The sequence below is a fragment of the Woronichinia naegeliana WA131 genome (genome assembly GCA_025370055.1).
Taxonomy (GTDB): domain Bacteria; phylum Cyanobacteriota; class Cyanobacteriia; order Cyanobacteriales; family Microcystaceae; genus Woronichinia; species Woronichinia naegeliana.
Window position 1 is genome coordinate 5,034,744 of the sequence record CP073041.1, and the last position, 17,539, is coordinate 5,052,282.

General features: G+C 39.6%; 12 protein-coding genes and 8 pseudogenes. 6 read left to right on the forward strand and 14 right to left on the reverse strand.

Annotated elements, in window-relative coordinates:
• Window positions 1-147: 147 nt before the first annotated feature.
• The 9 genes and pseudogenes from KA717_25125 to sppA form a co-directional block, all read right to left on the reverse strand.
• Window positions 148-354, reverse strand: a complete 207-nt coding sequence (locus KA717_25125; protein ID UXE59187.1) for a hypothetical protein — start codon at window positions 352-354, stop codon at window positions 148-150.
• A 24-nt stretch (window positions 355-378) separates the two neighbouring features.
• Window positions 379-570 (reverse strand): annotated as a pseudogene (locus KA717_25130) (IS630 family transposase).
• 226 nt (window positions 571-796) lie between these two features.
• Window positions 797-2,134: pseudogene (locus KA717_25135) on the reverse strand (IS5 family transposase).
• Window positions 2,135-2,258: 124 nt separating this feature from the next.
• Window positions 2,259-3,116 (reverse strand): annotated as a pseudogene (locus KA717_25140) (IS630 family transposase).
• A gap of 77 nt (window positions 3,117-3,193) precedes the next feature.
• On the reverse strand, window positions 3,194-3,550 hold the full coding sequence (locus tag KA717_25145; GenBank protein UXE59188.1) for a hypothetical protein: 357 nt from the start codon (window positions 3,548-3,550) through the stop codon (window positions 3,194-3,196).
• 96 nt (window positions 3,551-3,646) lie between these two features.
• Window positions 3,647-3,838, reverse strand: coding sequence for a Uma2 family endonuclease (locus KA717_25150; GenBank protein UXE59189.1), 192 nt, complete (start codon window positions 3,836-3,838; stop codon window positions 3,647-3,649).
• A gap of 144 nt (window positions 3,839-3,982) precedes the next feature.
• Entirely contained in the window at window positions 3,983-5,122 is a 1,140-nt protein-coding gene (hpnI, locus tag KA717_25155; protein ID UXE59190.1) for a bacteriohopanetetrol glucosamine biosynthesis glycosyltransferase HpnI, read from the reverse strand.
• A gap of 367 nt (window positions 5,123-5,489) precedes the next feature.
• Window positions 5,490-5,684 (reverse strand): hypothetical protein, encoded by a 195-nt coding sequence (locus KA717_25160; GenBank protein ID UXE59191.1) that lies wholly within the window; start codon window positions 5,682-5,684, stop codon window positions 5,490-5,492.
• Window positions 5,685-5,868: 184 nt separating this feature from the next.
• A complete protein-coding gene (gene sppA, locus KA717_25165) occupies window positions 5,869-6,690 on the reverse strand; it encodes a signal peptide peptidase SppA (protein UXE59192.1) in 822 nt (273 codons plus the stop codon).
• 155 nt (window positions 6,691-6,845) lie between these two features.
• Here sppA and psb27 point away from each other — a divergent pair, with 155 nt between their 5' ends.
• Together psb27 and polA are read left to right on the forward strand one after the other, a co-directional pair.
• On the forward strand, window positions 6,846-7,247 hold the full coding sequence (psb27, locus tag KA717_25170) for a photosystem II protein Psb27 (protein UXE59193.1): 402 nt from the start codon (window positions 6,846-6,848) through the stop codon (window positions 7,245-7,247).
• A 209-nt stretch (window positions 7,248-7,456) separates the two neighbouring features.
• Complete coding sequence (polA, locus tag KA717_25175; protein ID UXE59194.1) at window positions 7,457-10,387, forward strand: DNA polymerase I; 2,931 nt, start codon at window positions 7,457-7,459, stop codon at window positions 10,385-10,387.
• Window positions 10,388-10,450: 63 nt separating this feature from the next.
• Here the strand turns inward: polA and KA717_25180 are convergent, their stop codons facing one another.
• The gene (locus KA717_25180) at window positions 10,451-10,951 is read right to left on the reverse strand and encodes an HNH endonuclease (protein ID UXE59195.1); all 501 of its coding nucleotides are present in this window, start codon (window positions 10,949-10,951) and stop codon (window positions 10,451-10,453) included.
• A gap of 605 nt (window positions 10,952-11,556) precedes the next feature.
• On the opposite strand from KA717_25180, the pseudogene KA717_25185 reads away from it, so the two are divergent.
• Window positions 11,557-12,183, forward strand: a pseudogene (locus tag KA717_25185) (transposase).
• Window positions 12,184-12,377: 194 nt separating this feature from the next.
• Here KA717_25185 and KA717_25190 read toward each other — a convergent pair.
• A pseudogene (locus KA717_25190) lies at window positions 12,378-12,773 on the reverse strand (transposase).
• Window positions 12,774-12,897: 124 nt separating this feature from the next.
• Between KA717_25190 and KA717_25195 the strand changes: the two are divergent.
• Window positions 12,898-14,235, forward strand: a pseudogene (locus tag KA717_25195) (IS5 family transposase).
• A gap of 194 nt (window positions 14,236-14,429) precedes the next feature.
• On the opposite strand, the pseudogene KA717_25200 reads toward KA717_25195, so the two are convergent.
• From KA717_25200 to KA717_25210, 3 genes and pseudogenes are all read right to left on the reverse strand, one after another.
• Window positions 14,430-15,001: pseudogene (locus KA717_25200) on the reverse strand (IS5/IS1182 family transposase).
• A gap of 34 nt (window positions 15,002-15,035) precedes the next feature.
• Window positions 15,036-15,173 (reverse strand): annotated as a pseudogene (locus KA717_25205) (ISKra4 family transposase).
• A 95-nt stretch (window positions 15,174-15,268) separates the two neighbouring features.
• Window positions 15,269-16,114: a hypothetical protein gene (locus KA717_25210; GenBank protein UXE59196.1), complete on the reverse strand. Its 846-nt coding sequence runs from the start codon at window positions 16,112-16,114 to the stop codon at window positions 15,269-15,271.
• A gap of 195 nt (window positions 16,115-16,309) precedes the next feature.
• Between KA717_25210 and KA717_25215 the strand changes: the two genes are divergently transcribed.
• Both KA717_25215 and KA717_25220 read left to right on the forward strand, forming a co-directional pair.
• Window positions 16,310-16,738: a hypothetical protein gene (locus tag KA717_25215; protein ID UXE59197.1), complete on the forward strand. Its 429-nt coding sequence runs from the start codon at window positions 16,310-16,312 to the stop codon at window positions 16,736-16,738.
• Window positions 16,704-17,516 carry a hypothetical protein gene (locus KA717_25220; GenBank protein UXE59198.1) on the forward strand — a complete coding sequence of 271 codons (813 nt, stop codon included), beginning with the start codon at window positions 16,704-16,706 and terminating at the stop codon, window positions 17,514-17,516. The genes KA717_25215 and KA717_25220 overlap by 35 nt, the downstream gene beginning before the upstream one ends.
• Window positions 17,517-17,539: the final 23 nt, after the last annotated feature.

The following is a 17,539-nucleotide window of genomic DNA, read 5'->3' on the forward strand; positions in this document are numbered from 1 at the left end:
GTGTTGACCTTTTTAGACAGAAAGGAACAATAGATTAAACAAAATCTGTATTTTGATTTGTTTCCATAAGGATAAGTTATCTATGCTTTTTCAGTCCATACTTCCCTAACCCACATTTCTTTCGTTTTTTGACTTTTTCAGCAAGCCCTAGGTAGTGCAAAGCTCCCCCATTTTCGTGACTAGAGTAGTCTTCTCTTTTTTGCTGCCTTTTTTCCCTTCCTTTGCCGTTGCTTTGGACTTGATGCCATCGTCTAGCCGCAACACTAAGGGCAAGGCAAAGCAGGCTTTTCCTGCTCCCACCAAAACACTCAAGGCATTGAAGTAATGCCCCCTTATCCATTCTGGCTTCGCCACATTTCCGGATTCTTGGTGTATACTTCAAACGTTCATAATCTGAGATTTATCAAAGCGTTGAAATCGTAAGGTGAGCAAAGAATCAAGCTCCTCCTTATATTTTACGTTAGCATCTTCAAGACATCCTGAAATTGCTGCAGAAAACTGCGTAAAATCTTCATAATATTTTGCGTATAAACACTTCTTTTTCACAAACTTCCACAGTCTTTCAATTAGGGCTTGCTGAAAAAGTCAAAAAACGAAAGAAATGTGGGTTAGGGAAGTATGGACTGAAAAAGCATAGATAACTTATCCTTATGGAAACAAATCAAAATACAGATTTTGTTTAATCTATTGTTCCTTTCTGTCTAAAAAGGTCAACACAAATCACTCCTCACAAAAGAGAGGAAAATTAACACCATTTTTCACAAGAAAAACGACTCTACAACTTTTTACTTTTTGTCTTCTGAAGTAGAGTAGAAAGATTCATTACCAAAAAGTTCATCGCAATTACCGTTTCCGAGGTCTCAGGTAGTTTGGCCATCACTCGACCAAGACTAAATTTCCTCTTTCCCTGTCCGAATTTACCCTCAATGGCATTACGCACTCTTTCATCTGAGCGTGCCTCTTTCTTTTTTTCTTTGCTCACCTCTTTCGGCGGTCTTCCCAATCGGGGACCACTCATTCTTATATCCCTTTCTTTACAATAAGCTCGATTCGCTTTTGTTCGATAGATTTTATCCACATGAACCGATTCCGGATAACATCCTGTTTCCCTTTTATATTCTTCTATTCGCGCTTGTAAATCTCCCGATTCGTTGTAATTATCCCAACTTAATTTGTCTAAGAAGACAAAGCCATTCACATTACTTGCCGATATTTTAGCTCCAAACTCTACTGCTTTTCCCGCTTTTCCACGCACTATTGGACGCACGTGAGGTTGGCTTACACTCACGATTCTGTTTTCTACTTTATTTGTCTTTTTTTCATACATTTCTAACTGTTGCTCATACACTTTTCCTATCGTTACAAGCTCTTCTTGCTCTTTTTTCGTTAGTTTTTCTAACTTTGCTCCCTCTTCTATCATTTTTTCTATATCAGACAAGTTTCTTTTTATATATCCTAGTTGTTTTTTTGTTCCTTTTCTTCTTTCTTTTTTTGACACACGACGTTTTTTTGCTATGGCTAAGTACTCTTTTCTTGCCACTTCCCTATAAGTCCTCGGCTTTTCTTTCCTTTTCTCTTTTATTTCTTCATACAGCTTATCTATTATTTTTTCTGTTTTTTCTCTGGCATCATTCAATATTCCTATATCCGTTGGATATTTTATATCTGCTGGTGTACAAGTCGCATCTAACAATAACTTTCCTTCATTTTCTTTTTTTTCTGACGCTACACCCGTCGCTTTTTTTTCTATTTCTTTATTAATTTTATTTATTAATTCCATTCCTATTTTTTTACGAAAATGAACCATCATTGACGCATTAAATGCTTCTTTGCTACTATAGCTTTCCATTCCTATAAAGTACTGTAAATAAGGGTTCTCTTTTATTTGTTCTACTGTTTCTCTGTCACTTTTTCCTGAAATTTCTTTGATAATTAATGCTCCTAATGCCATTCTAAATGATTTGGCTGGGGCTCCTTTTTTTTCTGTGAAGTTTTTTGCATATTCTTCCTCATATTCTTCCCAAAGAATCATTTTTGACATTTCTATCCAACGATTTTCTTCGTCTAACTGCCCGCCGAACAGATTTTTCAAGTTTTCTGGTGTTTCAATTGAGTACTGTTGCTTTCGGTACATCTGCTTTCTCTCTTCTTAATGCAATGGTTTTGAGGCATTCTACCCTATTTTCGTGCATTCTAGCGGTTCTTAATTCGCCTACTATTTTTCTCCGTAAAGGTTTCAGCTTTTTTCAGCAAGCCCCAATTAAATTCAAGTTAGGAGAATAAGTAGGTAAGTACAGTAACTCTATTCCTAATGATTCTGCCAACTCCTGCACAATTCGGCATTTTTGATAACGAGCATTGTCTAATACCAACGTAATCGGTATTAATAGTCCTAATTCTGCTATCTTTTCTAGGAGTTCACAAACCTGAGTTCCCGTAATATAAGAACTGTTCGTTACCATAATTACTTCATGGGTAATTGCATTTAATGCTCCTAACACATTAAAACGTTTTCTCCCTGATGGTGACTTAATAAAAATCCTTTTGAAGCACCATATAAAATTTACAAATGCTCCCATTACAAAATGAGAGGCATCTACAAAGAAAACTGCCCTTTTTCCTGCTTTTGCCTCTTCTAGCCTTGGTTCTAGCTCTTTTTCTCTATAGCTATCCTGAGCTTCTACATCTGCTTTTGATGGAATTGTTCCCACCTTTAGACACCTCATTCCTATTGACTTTAAAAATTTTCTGACTTGCGTTGGACTTCTTTTTATTCCCGTTAATTCTTCTATTCTTTTTACTGCTTCATTTATTCTTGCTGGTGGATTTGACTCAAAATATGCCTCAATTGTCCCTTGATGCTCTGTTAACTCGCTTTTCGGGCGATTAAATTTTATTTCTTTTAGTTTTTCTATCCCGCCCTCTTGATAATCACGGATATAGCTTGTCACCGTATTTACTGAAACTCCTGCGAATTGAGCAATTTTTTGATGAGATAATCCCTGACTTTTTAACCATAAAACTTCCATCTTTAGCTGTACTCTAGGATGCGGGTGATTAAACCGACCGTAAGACAACAGTCTTTTGTCTTCTTCCGTAAATTCTAACTTAATCATTTCTCAGCCTCTTGACTACTTTTTCTATTTTTACTATATTATCTCTTATTTTTAAAATTCGCAACTTGTGACCGTGTTCAGTATAGTCGTTTTACCCCTGGCATCTTGCGCCCTTCTTTCCCCACTTTGATTCCATCCCCCACATACACTCGTTTTTCCTTGATTCGATATAGATTTTCATGCTGACTTACCCACTTCGACCATCCCAAGGTCAGTCCTTTGACGTTAAATGCCTTGGATTCAAACCAATGTAGTGCCTGATGGTAGTAGCTCTCTGTTAACCCTAAGGCATTGACATAGCTTGTTATTGCGCTCGGTTGGCTGTTGAGCACTACTCCCCAGGCTAATAGGATAAACCATTGGTACGTTGCTTCTCGGCTAAAGGCGGGACGGAGATTCTCTAGGATTTGCTCTAGTCGCTGACATAGTTGCATAATTGATAGATAGCACTGGCTATCGATTTTCTATATCAGCCAGTTTCGGACATAACGGCACTCTTGGGTATCGCATGTCCGATTTTCTTTTCTCACTTACCCTGCTCGAGAACTTCCCACTGTCCAGTGATTAATAGTTTGCACTAAATAGCTTTGAATACGGCTGTGTTTTCCTTTAGGCATTGGTTTTTGAGTGATAGTTCCCTTGCTATATTCTGAAGCAGGCTGAGTTTCAGTTAGGGTTAAAAAAGTTTCTAAAGTAATAATTCTAGATGCAAGTGTTACCATTGGAAGTCACCATTAAATTTCACAAAAATCTCTTTAATATATTCAGTCTAAATTGAAACCTCTTGTTTTTAAGTGACCTAAGTTGATCCTCCTCAATCCCGATTAAAAAGAGAGATTTTTTCCAGTTTTCAAAATAGAGGTGGTTTATAATTGGCTAAGTTGACCATTCGGTAATAACTGAAAAGTCTTTCCTCGCCAGGTCACGCGATCGCCGATGAAACTATAACACCAAATACCAAAAGTCAGAAAATCCCGTAGCGGTGTCCATAACCAAAATTGTTTCGCAGTGGGATCTTGAAACAGGGCGATCGCGATCCAATAAGCTGTTAGATAACGGGCCAACCAAAGGATTCCAAAAACAATCCAGCCCCAACGTGACGCGTGGGTTAAAGCCAGAAAAAGACTACTCAAAACCGTTCCCTGGGTAAAAATCAGACCAACATAACCCCAAAAACGTTCAATGCGGATACACTTTTGCCAACGAGTCTGACGACTGATCATATTTCCTAGAGTCACATTCCCTAGGTGGTGCTCCACAATATAACGAGATAAAATCACCTGATAGCCCTGGACGGTAGAAAGATAACCTAATTGATAATCATCGGCTAAGTGGTTAACAATCTCGACCAATCCGCCAATTTTATCTAGGGTTTCCCGACGAATGGCAATGGTAGAACCTAGAGCAAAGTTCATCCCTTCTAATCGACGTGCCGTCATCACCTTGGGTAAAAATTGAGTGGCAATATCCAATGCCTCGAAACCCGCTAACCAGCCCTCGGTCACGGAATTATATAAACAGGTGACAACACCAACTTCCGCCTCTTTGAACGGTTGTATAATTGCCTCAAGATAATCGTTTTTAACCTGAATATCACTGTCCGAAATCACGAAAAGATCGTAGCGAGCTAGATTGAAACCGTTGGCCAAGTTATTGATCTTAGGATTAATCCCTAAATGGCGATCGCTGATCACAAATTCAATGTTTAGTGCAGGAAAATCCCGTTGTAACTTTTCCACAATGGCCAAACTGGGATCTTGGGAATCTTGGAGGGTAAAAACCAGTTGATATTCTGGATAATCTTGTTGACAAAAGGATGCTAAACAATCGTAACTCTCCCAATCCAAGCCACACAAAGGTTTAAGGATAGTGACTGGCGGGGTAAAAGTCTCTGTTGGCTCGTTAGGTTGAGATCTGAAAAAAGCGATCGTCGCGTACAGCGAAAAACCATAATACCCCAGGGCAGCAAGACAGAGCAGAAAAACAAGAACTTGTAAATACGGCACCAATGATGATCAGGCAAAAGTATTAATTTCCCCAGTATAACAAGCTCTTACCATAGCAAGGAAACCCTGGAAACCACATTCCGCCAGTTGTCGAAGAAGCAGGATAGTTTATGCGAGCTAGTGTGAATCGTCAACGTCAACAGGGCGAACGTATCTTATTTTTGAAAGGTAGGCTGGATAAGGGTTTCCGAGATCATGATTGATTTTTTATGAAACGCTGAAAGTCTTATCAGATAAGGAGTCTAGAATTTAGAGGCGTTTGCCCTGCGTCAATACCAAAGCTCGTAGACTCAAAATAGTTCTACCTGTAAATAATTCGTTGATAGATTATCCTGTGAAACGGTACGATAGGGCTTTCGATCTCGTGTCAGATGTAATCAACGAAAATTTTACAGCAAGAAAAAATAACACCGCCAATTTCCACTAAACCCGAACCGCCGCCTAAAAATCGAGTGGCGATCGCACCAATTAAGGTAAAATTAATCCCTAATAAAATCAGTTTTAGCGTTTTCGCCAACCAATCCCAACGATTCAGAGGATGGGAAGATTTCCTACTATCCAAGTACCACCACCAGACTTGGTCAGAAATTAGTAAACTCTCCCGATATTCAGCCAAATCAAGAACTAAGGAGTGTATTATAATTCTCCAGAGCAACCTGTAGAGGAGTCGGTTTAGGAGAAAGAGACTTCATCATTTATCATCGAGTTTACTCTAGAGATAATTAAAACCAATCCTTACTGAAGACTTAAGGCCGATAGAGCCAAAGCGGTTGGCCACTGGTGGCCAGTTCAAATTCTAGCCAATTAACCGCATTTCCCAACTGATTAGAGCTTGAAATCTGGCTATTTAAGAGCCGCTTTAACAAAGGTTTGGGTTCTTCAATGGTATTGCATTCTGCTTTTTCGGGATCTAAACCGGCTAATTCTGCGGCCCAACGACGGGCTTCTTCTTCTGTTCCCAGGCGATCAACCACGCCTAAACTGAGGGCCTGTTGTCCCGTGAAAATGCGACCATCGGCAAAACTTTTAACGGTTTCAATAGGTAATTTACGAGCTTCCGCCACTGTTTCCACAAATTGTTGATAGCTATCATCGATGAGATCTTGCAGAATTTTTTCTTCTTCGGGCAATAATTCTCGATCAAAGGACAAAATATCTTTGTAGGGGCCAGATTTAATGACCTTGAAGGAAACCCCAACTTTATCGAGTAATTTTTCTAGGTTATTGCCCCGTAAAATGACCCCAATACTGCCAGTAATCGTCCCAGGATTAGCCATGATTTGATTGGCTCCCATGCCGATATAAACCCCACCGGAGGCTGAGATATTACCAAAACTTGCAACAATTTTAACGGTTTCTCCTAATTTTTTGAGAGCGTAGTAAATTTCCTGGGAGTCGCCCACTGTGCCACCAGGGGAGTCAATGCGCAGTAAGAGGGCTGGAAATTTTTTTTCTTTGACGGTTTCTAGGGCCTTGAGTACCTGTTGACGGGTATTGCCAGCGATCGCGCCACTGATTTCGATACGAGCGATTTGTTTAGTCGATTTAGGTTTAAAGGGCCAGACCATAGGGTAAAAGAGCAAAAAATAGGAGGATAACGTCCGTTCTTATCTTAACGAGGCGATCGCCAAAAGCACAGGGGATGACGAGGGGATTTGAGAAGTCGGGGTAGATTTGCTGATAGGATAGGGAAATTTGGGATTATGAGGGGAAAAACGCCACCATGTTTTTTAAGAATGTTATATCTCGTCTATTGGCCCTAGTTCTCGTGGTTGCGATCGGTCTGATGGGCTGCTCCAGTGGTACGGGATTAACCGGCAACTATAGCCAGGATACCTTAAAAGTGATTGAAACCTTAAGCACGGCCCTAGATTTACCCAGTGATGCGGAAAATCTCTCTGAGGTACAATCGTCGGTTCGGGCAGAGATTAACGACTATATTTCGCGCTATCGTCGAGATGCAAGTTCGGGTAAACTACGCTCTTTTACCACCATGCAAACGGCTCTGAATTCGTTGGCCGGCTATTATACTTCCTATGGTACTCGCCCTGTGCCTGAGAAGTTGAAAAAACGTTTAAAACAAGAATTTAAACAAGCTTCTGTGGCCGTTGAACGAGGTGTTTAATAACTCAATGAGTTTCGTTTTAAAGTGTGAGGGAAGGTTTGAGGGATCAAGCCTTTTTCTTTTTCTCTGAATCGTCTATTTATAGCAATGGACAGCTTGATTAATACTTTCAAACTTTTGGGGCAAGGGGCTTAAGCCCCTTGTTAACGTCCTCAGTATTGTGACGACTGCTATAACTCAATCAATACTAAATTAATACTTGATTAATTATGACTGCTTCTCCTCTACTCTTATTGATTGATGGCCATTCCCTCGCCTTTCGCGCCTATTATGCCTTTGCCACATCTAAAAAAGGCCCGCTACGGACGGCGAGTGGGATTCCTACCAGTGTTTGTTTTGGTTTTTTAAATTCTCTCATTCAGGCGATTAATGCTCAAAAACCTCAGGCGATCGCCATTGCCTTTGATCGACGGGAACCCACTTTTCGCCATGAAGCCGATGCAAATTATAAGGCAGATCGTCAAGCTACCCCAGAAGAATTTATCACCGATTTAGCCTATCTGCGACAACTATTAACGGCTCTAAATTTACAAATTATTACCTATGCCGGTTACGAAGCCGATGATATTTTAGGAACCCTGGCTCAACAGGGTAGTGCCGCCGGTTATCAAGTTAAAATTGTGAGCGGCGATCGCGATCTATTTCAATTAGTGGATCCTCAAAAACAAATTAATGTTCTCTATCTCAGTCGTAATCCCTTCCAAGGCTCGGCGGGCTATAGTGAATATGATTGGGAGGCCGTGGTAGAAAAAATGGGAGTGACACCGCTACAAATTGTGGACTATAAGGCTCTCTGTGGCGATAAATCAGATAATATTCCTGGCGTTCGCGGTATTGGCGAAAAAACGGCAGCTAAATTATTACAGCAATACGGAACCCTAGCTGGTGTTTATGACAATTTAGATAAATTATCCACAGCCATTAAAACGAAATTAGTCACTGGCAAAGCGGATGCTGAACATTCCCAACACTTAGCTCAAATTGTCTTAGATGTTCCTTTAGAAATTAACCTAGCAGATTTTCATTTAAAAGGATTTAATCCCCAAACACTTAAGCCTCTGCTCGAACAATTAGAATTACGTACTTTTCTCGATAAGCTAAATTCTCTACATCAACAAATTGGCGGTGATAGCCTAGAAATTGCCCATCCCGCGATCGCCTCTCCATCCGATTCATCCGAAAACCAGCAATTATCTCTATTTGCTTCAACCCCTGATTCCAACACTATTCAATCCGAAGCCAAAATTGCGATCACCTCCTCTTTATTAACGCGTCTTGCTGCTATTATTCAACCTCAAATTATTGATAATCCAGAGAAATTATTAACGCTAATCCAGCAATTAGATAGCCATCAGAACCCAGATCATCCCATTGCCTGGGATACGGAAACCACCGGACTGGATCCCTTTACTTCTCATTTGGTGGGGATTGGTTGTACCTGGGGGGAAAATGCCACTGACACAGCTTACATTCCCATTGGTCATGTTCAAGGTCAACAACTGAATTTAAACTTGGTTTTACAATCCCTGGCTCCCATTTTAGAAAGCGATCGCCATCCGAAGGTATTGCAAAATGCCAAATTTGATCGACTGATTTTTAAACATCAAGGAATTAACCTAGCTGGCGTTGTTTTTGACACCATGTTAGCCAGCTATGTCCTGTACCCGGAGCAAAGTCATAACCTCACCGATCTATGTCGGCGATACCTATCTGGGATTGAAGCTCTCAGTTATAAAGATCTTAATATTGCCAAGGGCAAAACCCTGGCTGATATAGAAATTAATCTAGCGGCTTACTATTGTGGCTTAGATTGTTACAGCACCTATTTATTATTTGCTAAATTAACATCAGAACTCACCCAAATTCCTGACTTAGAGCAATTATTACAACAAATAGAATTGCCCCTAGAGCCGATTTTAGCCGAGATGGAAGATCGAGGCATTCGCATTGATCGAGACTATTTAGCTGTCCTTTCTGAGCAATTACAACTAGATTTAAATTTAATTGAAACAGCCGCCTATGCTGAAGCCGGAGAAACTTTTAACCTAGGTTCTCCGAAACAATTAGGGGATATTTTATTTGAAAAATTGGCACTGAATCGCAAGAAATCTCGCAAAACCAAAACCGGTTATTCCACCGATCATGCCACTTTGGAAAAACTTCAGGGCGATCATCCCATTATTGATCACATCTTGGAACATCGTACCCTTGCCAAATTAAAGTCAACCTATGTGGATGCTCTTCCTACTTTAATCAATCCCCATACTCAACGAGTTCACACCGATTTTAATCAAACTGTCACCAGCACCGGGCGACTGTCTTCCTCCAATCCTAATCTACAAAATATTCCCATTCGCACTGAATTTTCTCGCAAAATTCGTCAGGCCTTTATTCCTCAAACTGATTGGTTATTAGTATCCGCCGATTATTCTCAAATTGAATTACGTATCTTAGCTCATCTTAGTCAGGAACCGGTGCTGTTAGAAGCCTATCGTCAAGGTGAAGATGTCCATCGGGTGACAGCAAAATTACTCTTTGAAAAGGAAGATATTTCTGCCGCGGAACGTAATTTAGGTAAGACGATTAACTTTGGGGTAATTTATGGTATGGGAGCGCAACGATTTGCCAGGGAAGCGAATGTGAGTTCTGAAGAAGGTCGGCTTTTCATCGATCGCTATCGTCAAACCTATGCCCAGGTTTTTAATTATTTGGAAATGACCAAAAAGAAGGCGATCGCAGCAGGATTTGTCACCACGATTGTGGGCAGAAGACGTTATTTTGAATTTGTTAGTGACAGTTTACGGCAATTACGGGGCTGTGATCCCAATCAAATTGATCTCGATAGTTTAGACATTAACTATGCCGATTCCCAATTACTCAGGGCCGCAGCCAATGCGCCTATCCAAGGCTCCAGTGCCGATATTATTAAAATTGCCATGATTAATATTGCCGCTCGCTTAAAAAACTATCAAGCTCAATTACTGTTACAAGTTCATGATGAATTGATCTTTGAAATGCCACCAACAGAGTGGGAAATTCTAGCCACAGAAATTAAGCAGGTCATGGAACAAGCAATTACTTTAACAGTACCGTTAGTTGTCGATATTCATGCCGGTAAGAATTGGATGGAGGCAAAGTAAGTATAACTTTTGCCATTCATAGAGATCCTGTAAGCTCATTGACAAACCGATGATGGCAAATCATTAGTTAATCCCAATCACATATTTGCGCCATTCCTGATTACTATTTTCCCTAGTATATTTAGAAATTTCAAATAGTAAACTGCTATAGGGACGGCGAGGTTGGTAATTCAGGGACATATTAGCCTCCTTGGGGGTGCGATTTCCCTTTTTGACATTACAACGGACACAGGCAGTCACCAAATTTTCCCAGCTATCGTCACCGCCCCTGGAACGGGGAAGAACATGATCCAGGGTCAACTCCTCCCCTTTATAGTTGCAGTACTGGCAAGTGTGGCGATCGCGTTCCAGCAAATTACGACGAGTCAAGGGAATCTCTTTATAGGGAACCTTGACGTACTGACGCAGACGAATGACCGTTGGGATCGGTAAATCTTGATAGATCAATTGCCCGTTATGTTCCAGTTGCTCGGCCTTACCTTTGAGCAACAAAACAACCGCCCTTCGCCAACTGGTAATGTTGAGCGGTTCATAGGAGGCATTTAGCACTAGAACCTTGCCCATAGGCTTATATAGCAGAGGTTAAAAAATTTCCCCTGATACTAACACATTTTCTCTAGGATATACTTGGCACGGTCATAGATTGAGATTTTCTCCCCCTTGTCAGCAATTCTCAGTTTTAGACACAGCGAGCCTTTTAGGGATTTAAAGAACATTTTAAAGGGGGGGGTTTGAGGCAATCATGGGTGTACTATTGCGTTTAAAAGTCTGAAGACTCGTAAAATGAACTTGTTAATCCCGTTGAATTTTACCCCGTATTAGGCGAACTAAAACCTGAAACCCTTGCTACAGCGCAAATTTAGAATTGCTGATAGAAAGCGATCGCCTCTAAGTTCTCAAGCCAGCCTGTTGCACCCTGTTAGTTGATAGAAATATCCTCAAAGGTCAGAGCCAAATTGGGACTCAAGGTAGCAAACTGAATCGCTGCAATAGAACCATTGCCATCACTGTCAAAGAGCAATGCACCGGAGGTGGAATTGTAGATAGGGCTTGCTGAAAAAAGCTGAAACCTTTACGGAGAAAAATAGTAGGCGAATTAAGAACCGCTAGAATGCACGAAAATAGGGTAGAATGCCTCAAAACCATTGCATTAAGAAGAGAGAAAGCAGATGTACCGAAAGCAACAGTACTCAATTGAAACACCAGAAAACTTGAAAAATCTGTTCGGCGGGCAGTTAGACGAAGAAAATCGTTGGATAGAAATGTCAAAAATGATTCTTTGGGAAGAATATGAGGAAGAATATGCAAAAAACTTCACAGAAAAAAAAGGAGCCCCAGCCAAATCATTTAGAATGGCATTAGGAGCATTAATTATCAAAGAAATTTCAGGAAAAAGTGACAGAGAAACAGTAGAACAAATAAAAGAGAACCCTTATTTACAGTACTTTATAGAAATGGAAAGCTATAGTAGCAAAGAAGCATTTAATGCGTCAATGATGGTTCATTTTCGTAAAAAAATAGGAATGGAATTAATAAATAAAATTAATAAAGAAATAGAAAAAAAAGCGACGGGTGTAGCGTCAGAAAAAAAAGAAAATGAAGGAAAGTTATTGTTAGATGCGACTTGTACACCAGCAGATATAAAATATCCAACGGATATAGGAATATTGAATGATGCCAGAGAAAAAACAGAAAAAATAATAGATAAGCTGTATGAAGAAATAAAAGAGAAAAGGAAAGAAAAGCCGAGGACTTATAGGGAAGTGGCAAGAAAAGAGTACTTAGGGCTTGCTGAAAAAGTCAAAAAACGAAAGAAATGTGGGTTAGGGAAGTATGGACTGAAAAAGCATAGATAACTTATCCTTATGGAAACAAATCAAAATACAGATTTTGTTTAATCTATTGTTCCTTTCTGTCTAAAAAGGTCAACACAAATCACTCCTCACAAAAGAGAGGAAAATTAACACCATTTTTCACAAGAAAAACGACTCTACAACTTTTTACTTTTTGTTTTCTTTTTTGTCTTCTGAAGTAGAGTAGAAAGATTCATTACCAAAAAGTTCATCGCAATTACCGTTTCCGAGGTCTCAGGTAGTTTGGCCATCACTCGACCAAGACTAAATTTCCTCTTTCCCTGTCCGAATTTACCCTCAATGGCATTACGCACTCTTTCATCTGAGCGTGCCTCTTTCTTTTTTTCTTTGCTCACCTCTTTCGGCGGTCTTCCCAATCGGGGACCACTCATTCTTATATCCCTTTCTTTACAATAAGCTCGATTCGCTTTTGTTCGATAGATTTTATCCACATGAACCGATTCCGGATAACATCCTGTTTCCCTTTTATATTCTTCTATTCGCGCTTGTAAATCTCCCGATTCGTTGTAATTAGGGCTTGCTGAAAAAAGCTGAAACCTTTACGGAGAAAAATAGTAGGCGAATTAAGAACCGCTAGAATGCACGAAAATAGGGTAGAATGCCTCAAAACCATTGCATTAAGAAGAGAGAAAGCAGATGTACCGAAAGCAACAGTACTCAATTGAAACACCAGAAAACTTGAAAAATCTGTTCGGCGGGCAGTTAGACGAAGAAAATCGTTGGATAGAAATGTCAAAAATGATTCCCTGGGAAGAATATGAGGAAGAATATGCAAAAAACTTCACAGAAAAAAAAGGAGCCCCAGCCAAATCATTTAGAATGGCATTAGGAGCATTAATTATCAAAGAAATTTCAGGAAAAAGTGACAGAGAAACAGTAGAACAAATAAAAGAGAACCCTTATTTACAGTACTTTATAGAAATGGAAAGCTATAGTAGCAAAGAAGCATTTAATGCGTCAATGATGGTTCATTTTCGTAAAAAAATAGGAATGGAATTAATAAATAAAATTAATAAAGAAATAGAAAAAAAAGCGACGGGTGTAGCGTCAGAAAAAAAAGAAAATGAAGGAAAGTTATTGTTAGATGCGACTTGTACACCAGCAGATATAAAATATCCAACGGATATAGGAATATTGAATGATGCCAGAGAAAAAACAGAAAAAATAATAGATAAGCTGTATGAAGAAATAAAAGAGAAAAGGAAAGAAAAGCCGAGGACTTATAGGGAAGTGGCAAGAAAAGAGTACTTAGCCATAGCAAAAAAACGTCGTGTGTCAAAAAAAGAAAGAAGAAAAGGAACAAAAAAACAACTAGGATATATAAAAAGAAACTTGTCTGATATAGAAAAAATGATAGAAGAGGGAGCAAAGTTAGAAAAACTAACGAAAAAAGAGCAAGAAGAGCTTGTAACGATAGGAAAAGTGTATGAGCAACAGTTAGAAATGTATGAAAAAAAGACAAATAAAGTAGAAAACAGAATTGTGAGTGTAAGCCAACCTCACGTGCGTCCAATAGTGCGTGGAAAAGCGGGAAAAGCAGTAGAGTTTGGAGCTAAAATATCGGCAAGTAATGTGAATGGCTTTGTCTTCTTAGACAAATTAAGTTGGGATAATTACAACGAATCGGGAGATTTACAAGCGCGAATAGAAGAATATAAAAGGGAAACAGGATGTTATCCGGAATCGGTTCATGTGGATAAAATCTATCGAACAAAAGCGAATCGAGCTTATTGTAAAGAAAGGGATATAAGAATGAGTGGTCCCCGATTGGGAAGACCGCCGAAAGAGGTGAGCAAAGAAAAAAAGAAAGAGGCACGCTCAGATGAAAGAGTGCGTAATGCCATTGAGGGTAAATTCGGACAGGGAAAGAGGAAATTTAGTCTTGGTCGAGTGATGGCCAAACTACCTGAGACCTCGGAAACGGTAATTGCGATGAACTTTTTGGTAATGAATCTTTCTACTCTACTTCAGAAGACAAAAAGTAAAAAGTTGTAGAGTCGTTTTTCTTGTGAAAAATGGTGTTAATTTTCCTCTCTTTTGTGAGGAGTGATTTGTGTTGACCTTTTTAGACAGAAAGGAACAATAGATTAAACAAAATCTGTATTTTGATTTGTTTCCATAAGGATAAGTTATCTATGCTTTTTCAGTCCATACTTCCCTAACCCACATTTCTTTCGTTTTTTGACTTTTTCAGCAAGCCCTAATTATCCCAACTTAATTTGTCTAAGAAGACAAAGCCATTCACATTACTTGCCGATATTTTAGCTCCAAACTCTACTGCTTTTCCCGCTTTTCCACGCACTATTGGACGCACGTGAGGTTGGCTTACACTCACAATTCTGTTTTCTACTTTATTTGTCTTTTTTTCATACATTTCTAACTGTTGCTCATACACTTTTCCTATCGTTACAAGCTCTTCTTGCTCTTTTTTCGTTAGTTTTTCTAACTTTGCTCCCTCTTCTATCATTTTTTCTATATCAGACAAGTTTCTTTTTATATATCCTAGTTGTTTTTTTGTTCCTTTTCTTCTTTCTTTTTTTGACACACGACGTTTTTTTGCTATGGCTAAGTACTCTTTTCTTGCCACTTCCCTATAAGTCCTCGGCTTTTCTTTCCTTTTCTCTTTTATTTCTTCATACAGCTTATCTATTATTTTTTCTGTTTTTTCTCTGGCATCATTCAATATTCCTATATCCGTTGGATATTTTATATCTGCTGGTGTACAAGTCGCATCTAACAAGGGTGCGACCTTTAGTTGATAAAAGCTGTTGTAATCAGGGTTCTACAGGGAACCCATATTGATCAAGTTTTGCCCAAAATTGACTCCATCGTTCCTTGGTCAATACCAAAGCTCGTAGGCTCAAAATAATTCCTGCTCCTTTTTCCTTCCATCGCATCCCTGAACAACATAATCCAGCAATTCCAAATTCAGAATGTAGTCAAAGATACAAAAGGCTCGATGTATTTACTGGCAAGGGTTTTGCTATGAAAATTGCCAATTAATCAACTAGGAAGAATTCGAGACAGCGAGAGAAACTGAGTCATCAAGCATAAAATCTAAAAGATGATGCCAGCTTTCAAAGAACAGATATTTGGTCAAAGAGAGAATATCTTGAAAGAATCCCTTACGAGTGCCGCGTTGGACGCGAATTCTCTGGTAACGTTCATCAACCAAACCTAAAACCGTGTGCAAGAGAAAAGCCAGCAAATTCAGGGTAAGCAAAACAGAGGCGAGGTGTTGTTTACCATGCCCAAAATTATGCTCTAAGTGATAGCCTCGATTTTTGAGAATATTGTGATTCTCGTTCTCAGTACGCCAACGAGTCCGTCCAGCACGACAGACATCAAGAACGATGTGAGGGGTGAGAAAATGATTGGTAATCCAACTATTGTGATAAAGAAGTTGAGCATCGGATTCGCGGTGGATTTTTAGCTCACACCAGTTAACCAACAAAGCAGGCTGTTGGTCTCGCAGGGGAATCTGATTGAGATAACGGCAGTGCCAAATCTCGAAATACTTCCCATTCCAACGTCGGTGTTGAGTGGTTTTGACTTCTCCATTAGCTTCTAAATAGTTTAACCATTCATAGAGTGTGGGATGAGAAGTCGGTAAACAGACGAAGATAAAGTTGAAATCGTGGTCGAGACAGTGCTGACAAGTGGGCTGACGACTGTACAAGTCATCCCCTAGCAGAGTTATCTTCTGTCCCGCAAACAAACTAGCATGGTTACTTATCCAACGTTTCGCCGCATTTTGCTCACAATCTTGCTTTTCAGAACCGTCTTGAGGGGTAATAAATTCAGGGGGTAAGGAAAAAACTGATTCATGGTCTGGGGAAACAATCACGGGCAATAATGCAGTAATGGAAGTAGGTGACTTTTCCCTGTTTTGACGTTTTGGTTGAACAGCATGGACAATTTACTTTTTCCGAACTGTAGTAATTTGTCCCATCCATTGCTACTAGAAGATTTCCCCTCAATATTTCATAGGCTTTCAAGAAGGGTGTGACCTTTAGTTGATGAAGGAAAAGAAAAGTGTTAACATGAGATGAAAAGTGACAAAGAGGAAACAATGATGACAGCAAAACTAATTAATGTAGAGGGTTCAAAGATAAAAATAGAACTAACATTAGAACTCAGTCGTTCAATGTTGGATACAGAAATAAATATTCAAAAAGGCTTAAACGAAGTAGGTTGCATCGCCAGCAAAGAAGCCTTGAAATATTTAGATACAGATGGTTCACCCTTAAAAATCGGTGAAGAAATCTGGAAGAGTAAGGGAGAGCAACCGAAAGAATATCAAACACCTTATGGTGAGGTTATAGTGAATCGTCATGTATATCAGCGTTCACCTTTGAGGAAAAACGTATTGCCCCTTAGAAAGAGAAGCAAGGATAATCATAACATCAACGCCATTATTGGCAAAACAGGTATCCTCAAAAATGTCAGGGATGGCAGGCAAAGAGGTGAAAAATGATTTATTAGAAAATCATGGTAGAAAAGTAGCGCTATCCTATATCCAAAGATTGAGTGAAGCAGTAGGAAGTGTGGTACAGGCAAAAGAAGAAGCGTGGAGTTATGCCCCGCCCAAGGAGGATAGCCAAATTGCAACAGTGGGAATAGGATTAGATGGAACCTGTATGCTGATGTGTGAGGATGGCTACCGTGAAGCAATGGTGGGAACCGTTTCCCTATACGATAGTGAAGGCGAACGTCAACCTACAATCTATCTAGGTGCGGCACCAGAGTATGGAAAAAAGAGTTTTCTAGAAAGATTAGAAAGAGAAATTGAGCGAGCGAAAAAACGTTATCCAGAGGCAACATTGGTCGGGATAGCAGACGGGGCAGAATCAAATTGGAAGTTTTTAGAAAAGCAAACGGAAGAACAGATATTAGATTTCTATCATGCCTCTGGTTACTTAGGTGCCTTGGCAGAAGCGTTGCATCCGAATACAGTGTCAAAACAAAAAGAATGGTTGACTGAAAATTGTCGAGAACTCAAGCATGAAAAAGGAAAAGCAGGAGAACTGCTAAATCTGATGAAAGAAGTCAAAGAAGAAAAAAGTCATTCTAAGAATCTTACCGAGAAACTACAAGCGGCGATTACTTATTACGAGAATCATCAGCATCAAATGGATTATGCTGAATACTTAGAGACTGGACAGTGGGAAGTTCTCGAGGCGTGTAAGTGGAGAAAAGAAAATCGGACATCCGATACAAAAGAGTGCCGTTATGTCCGAAACTGGCTGATATAAGAAAATCGATAGCCAGTGCTATC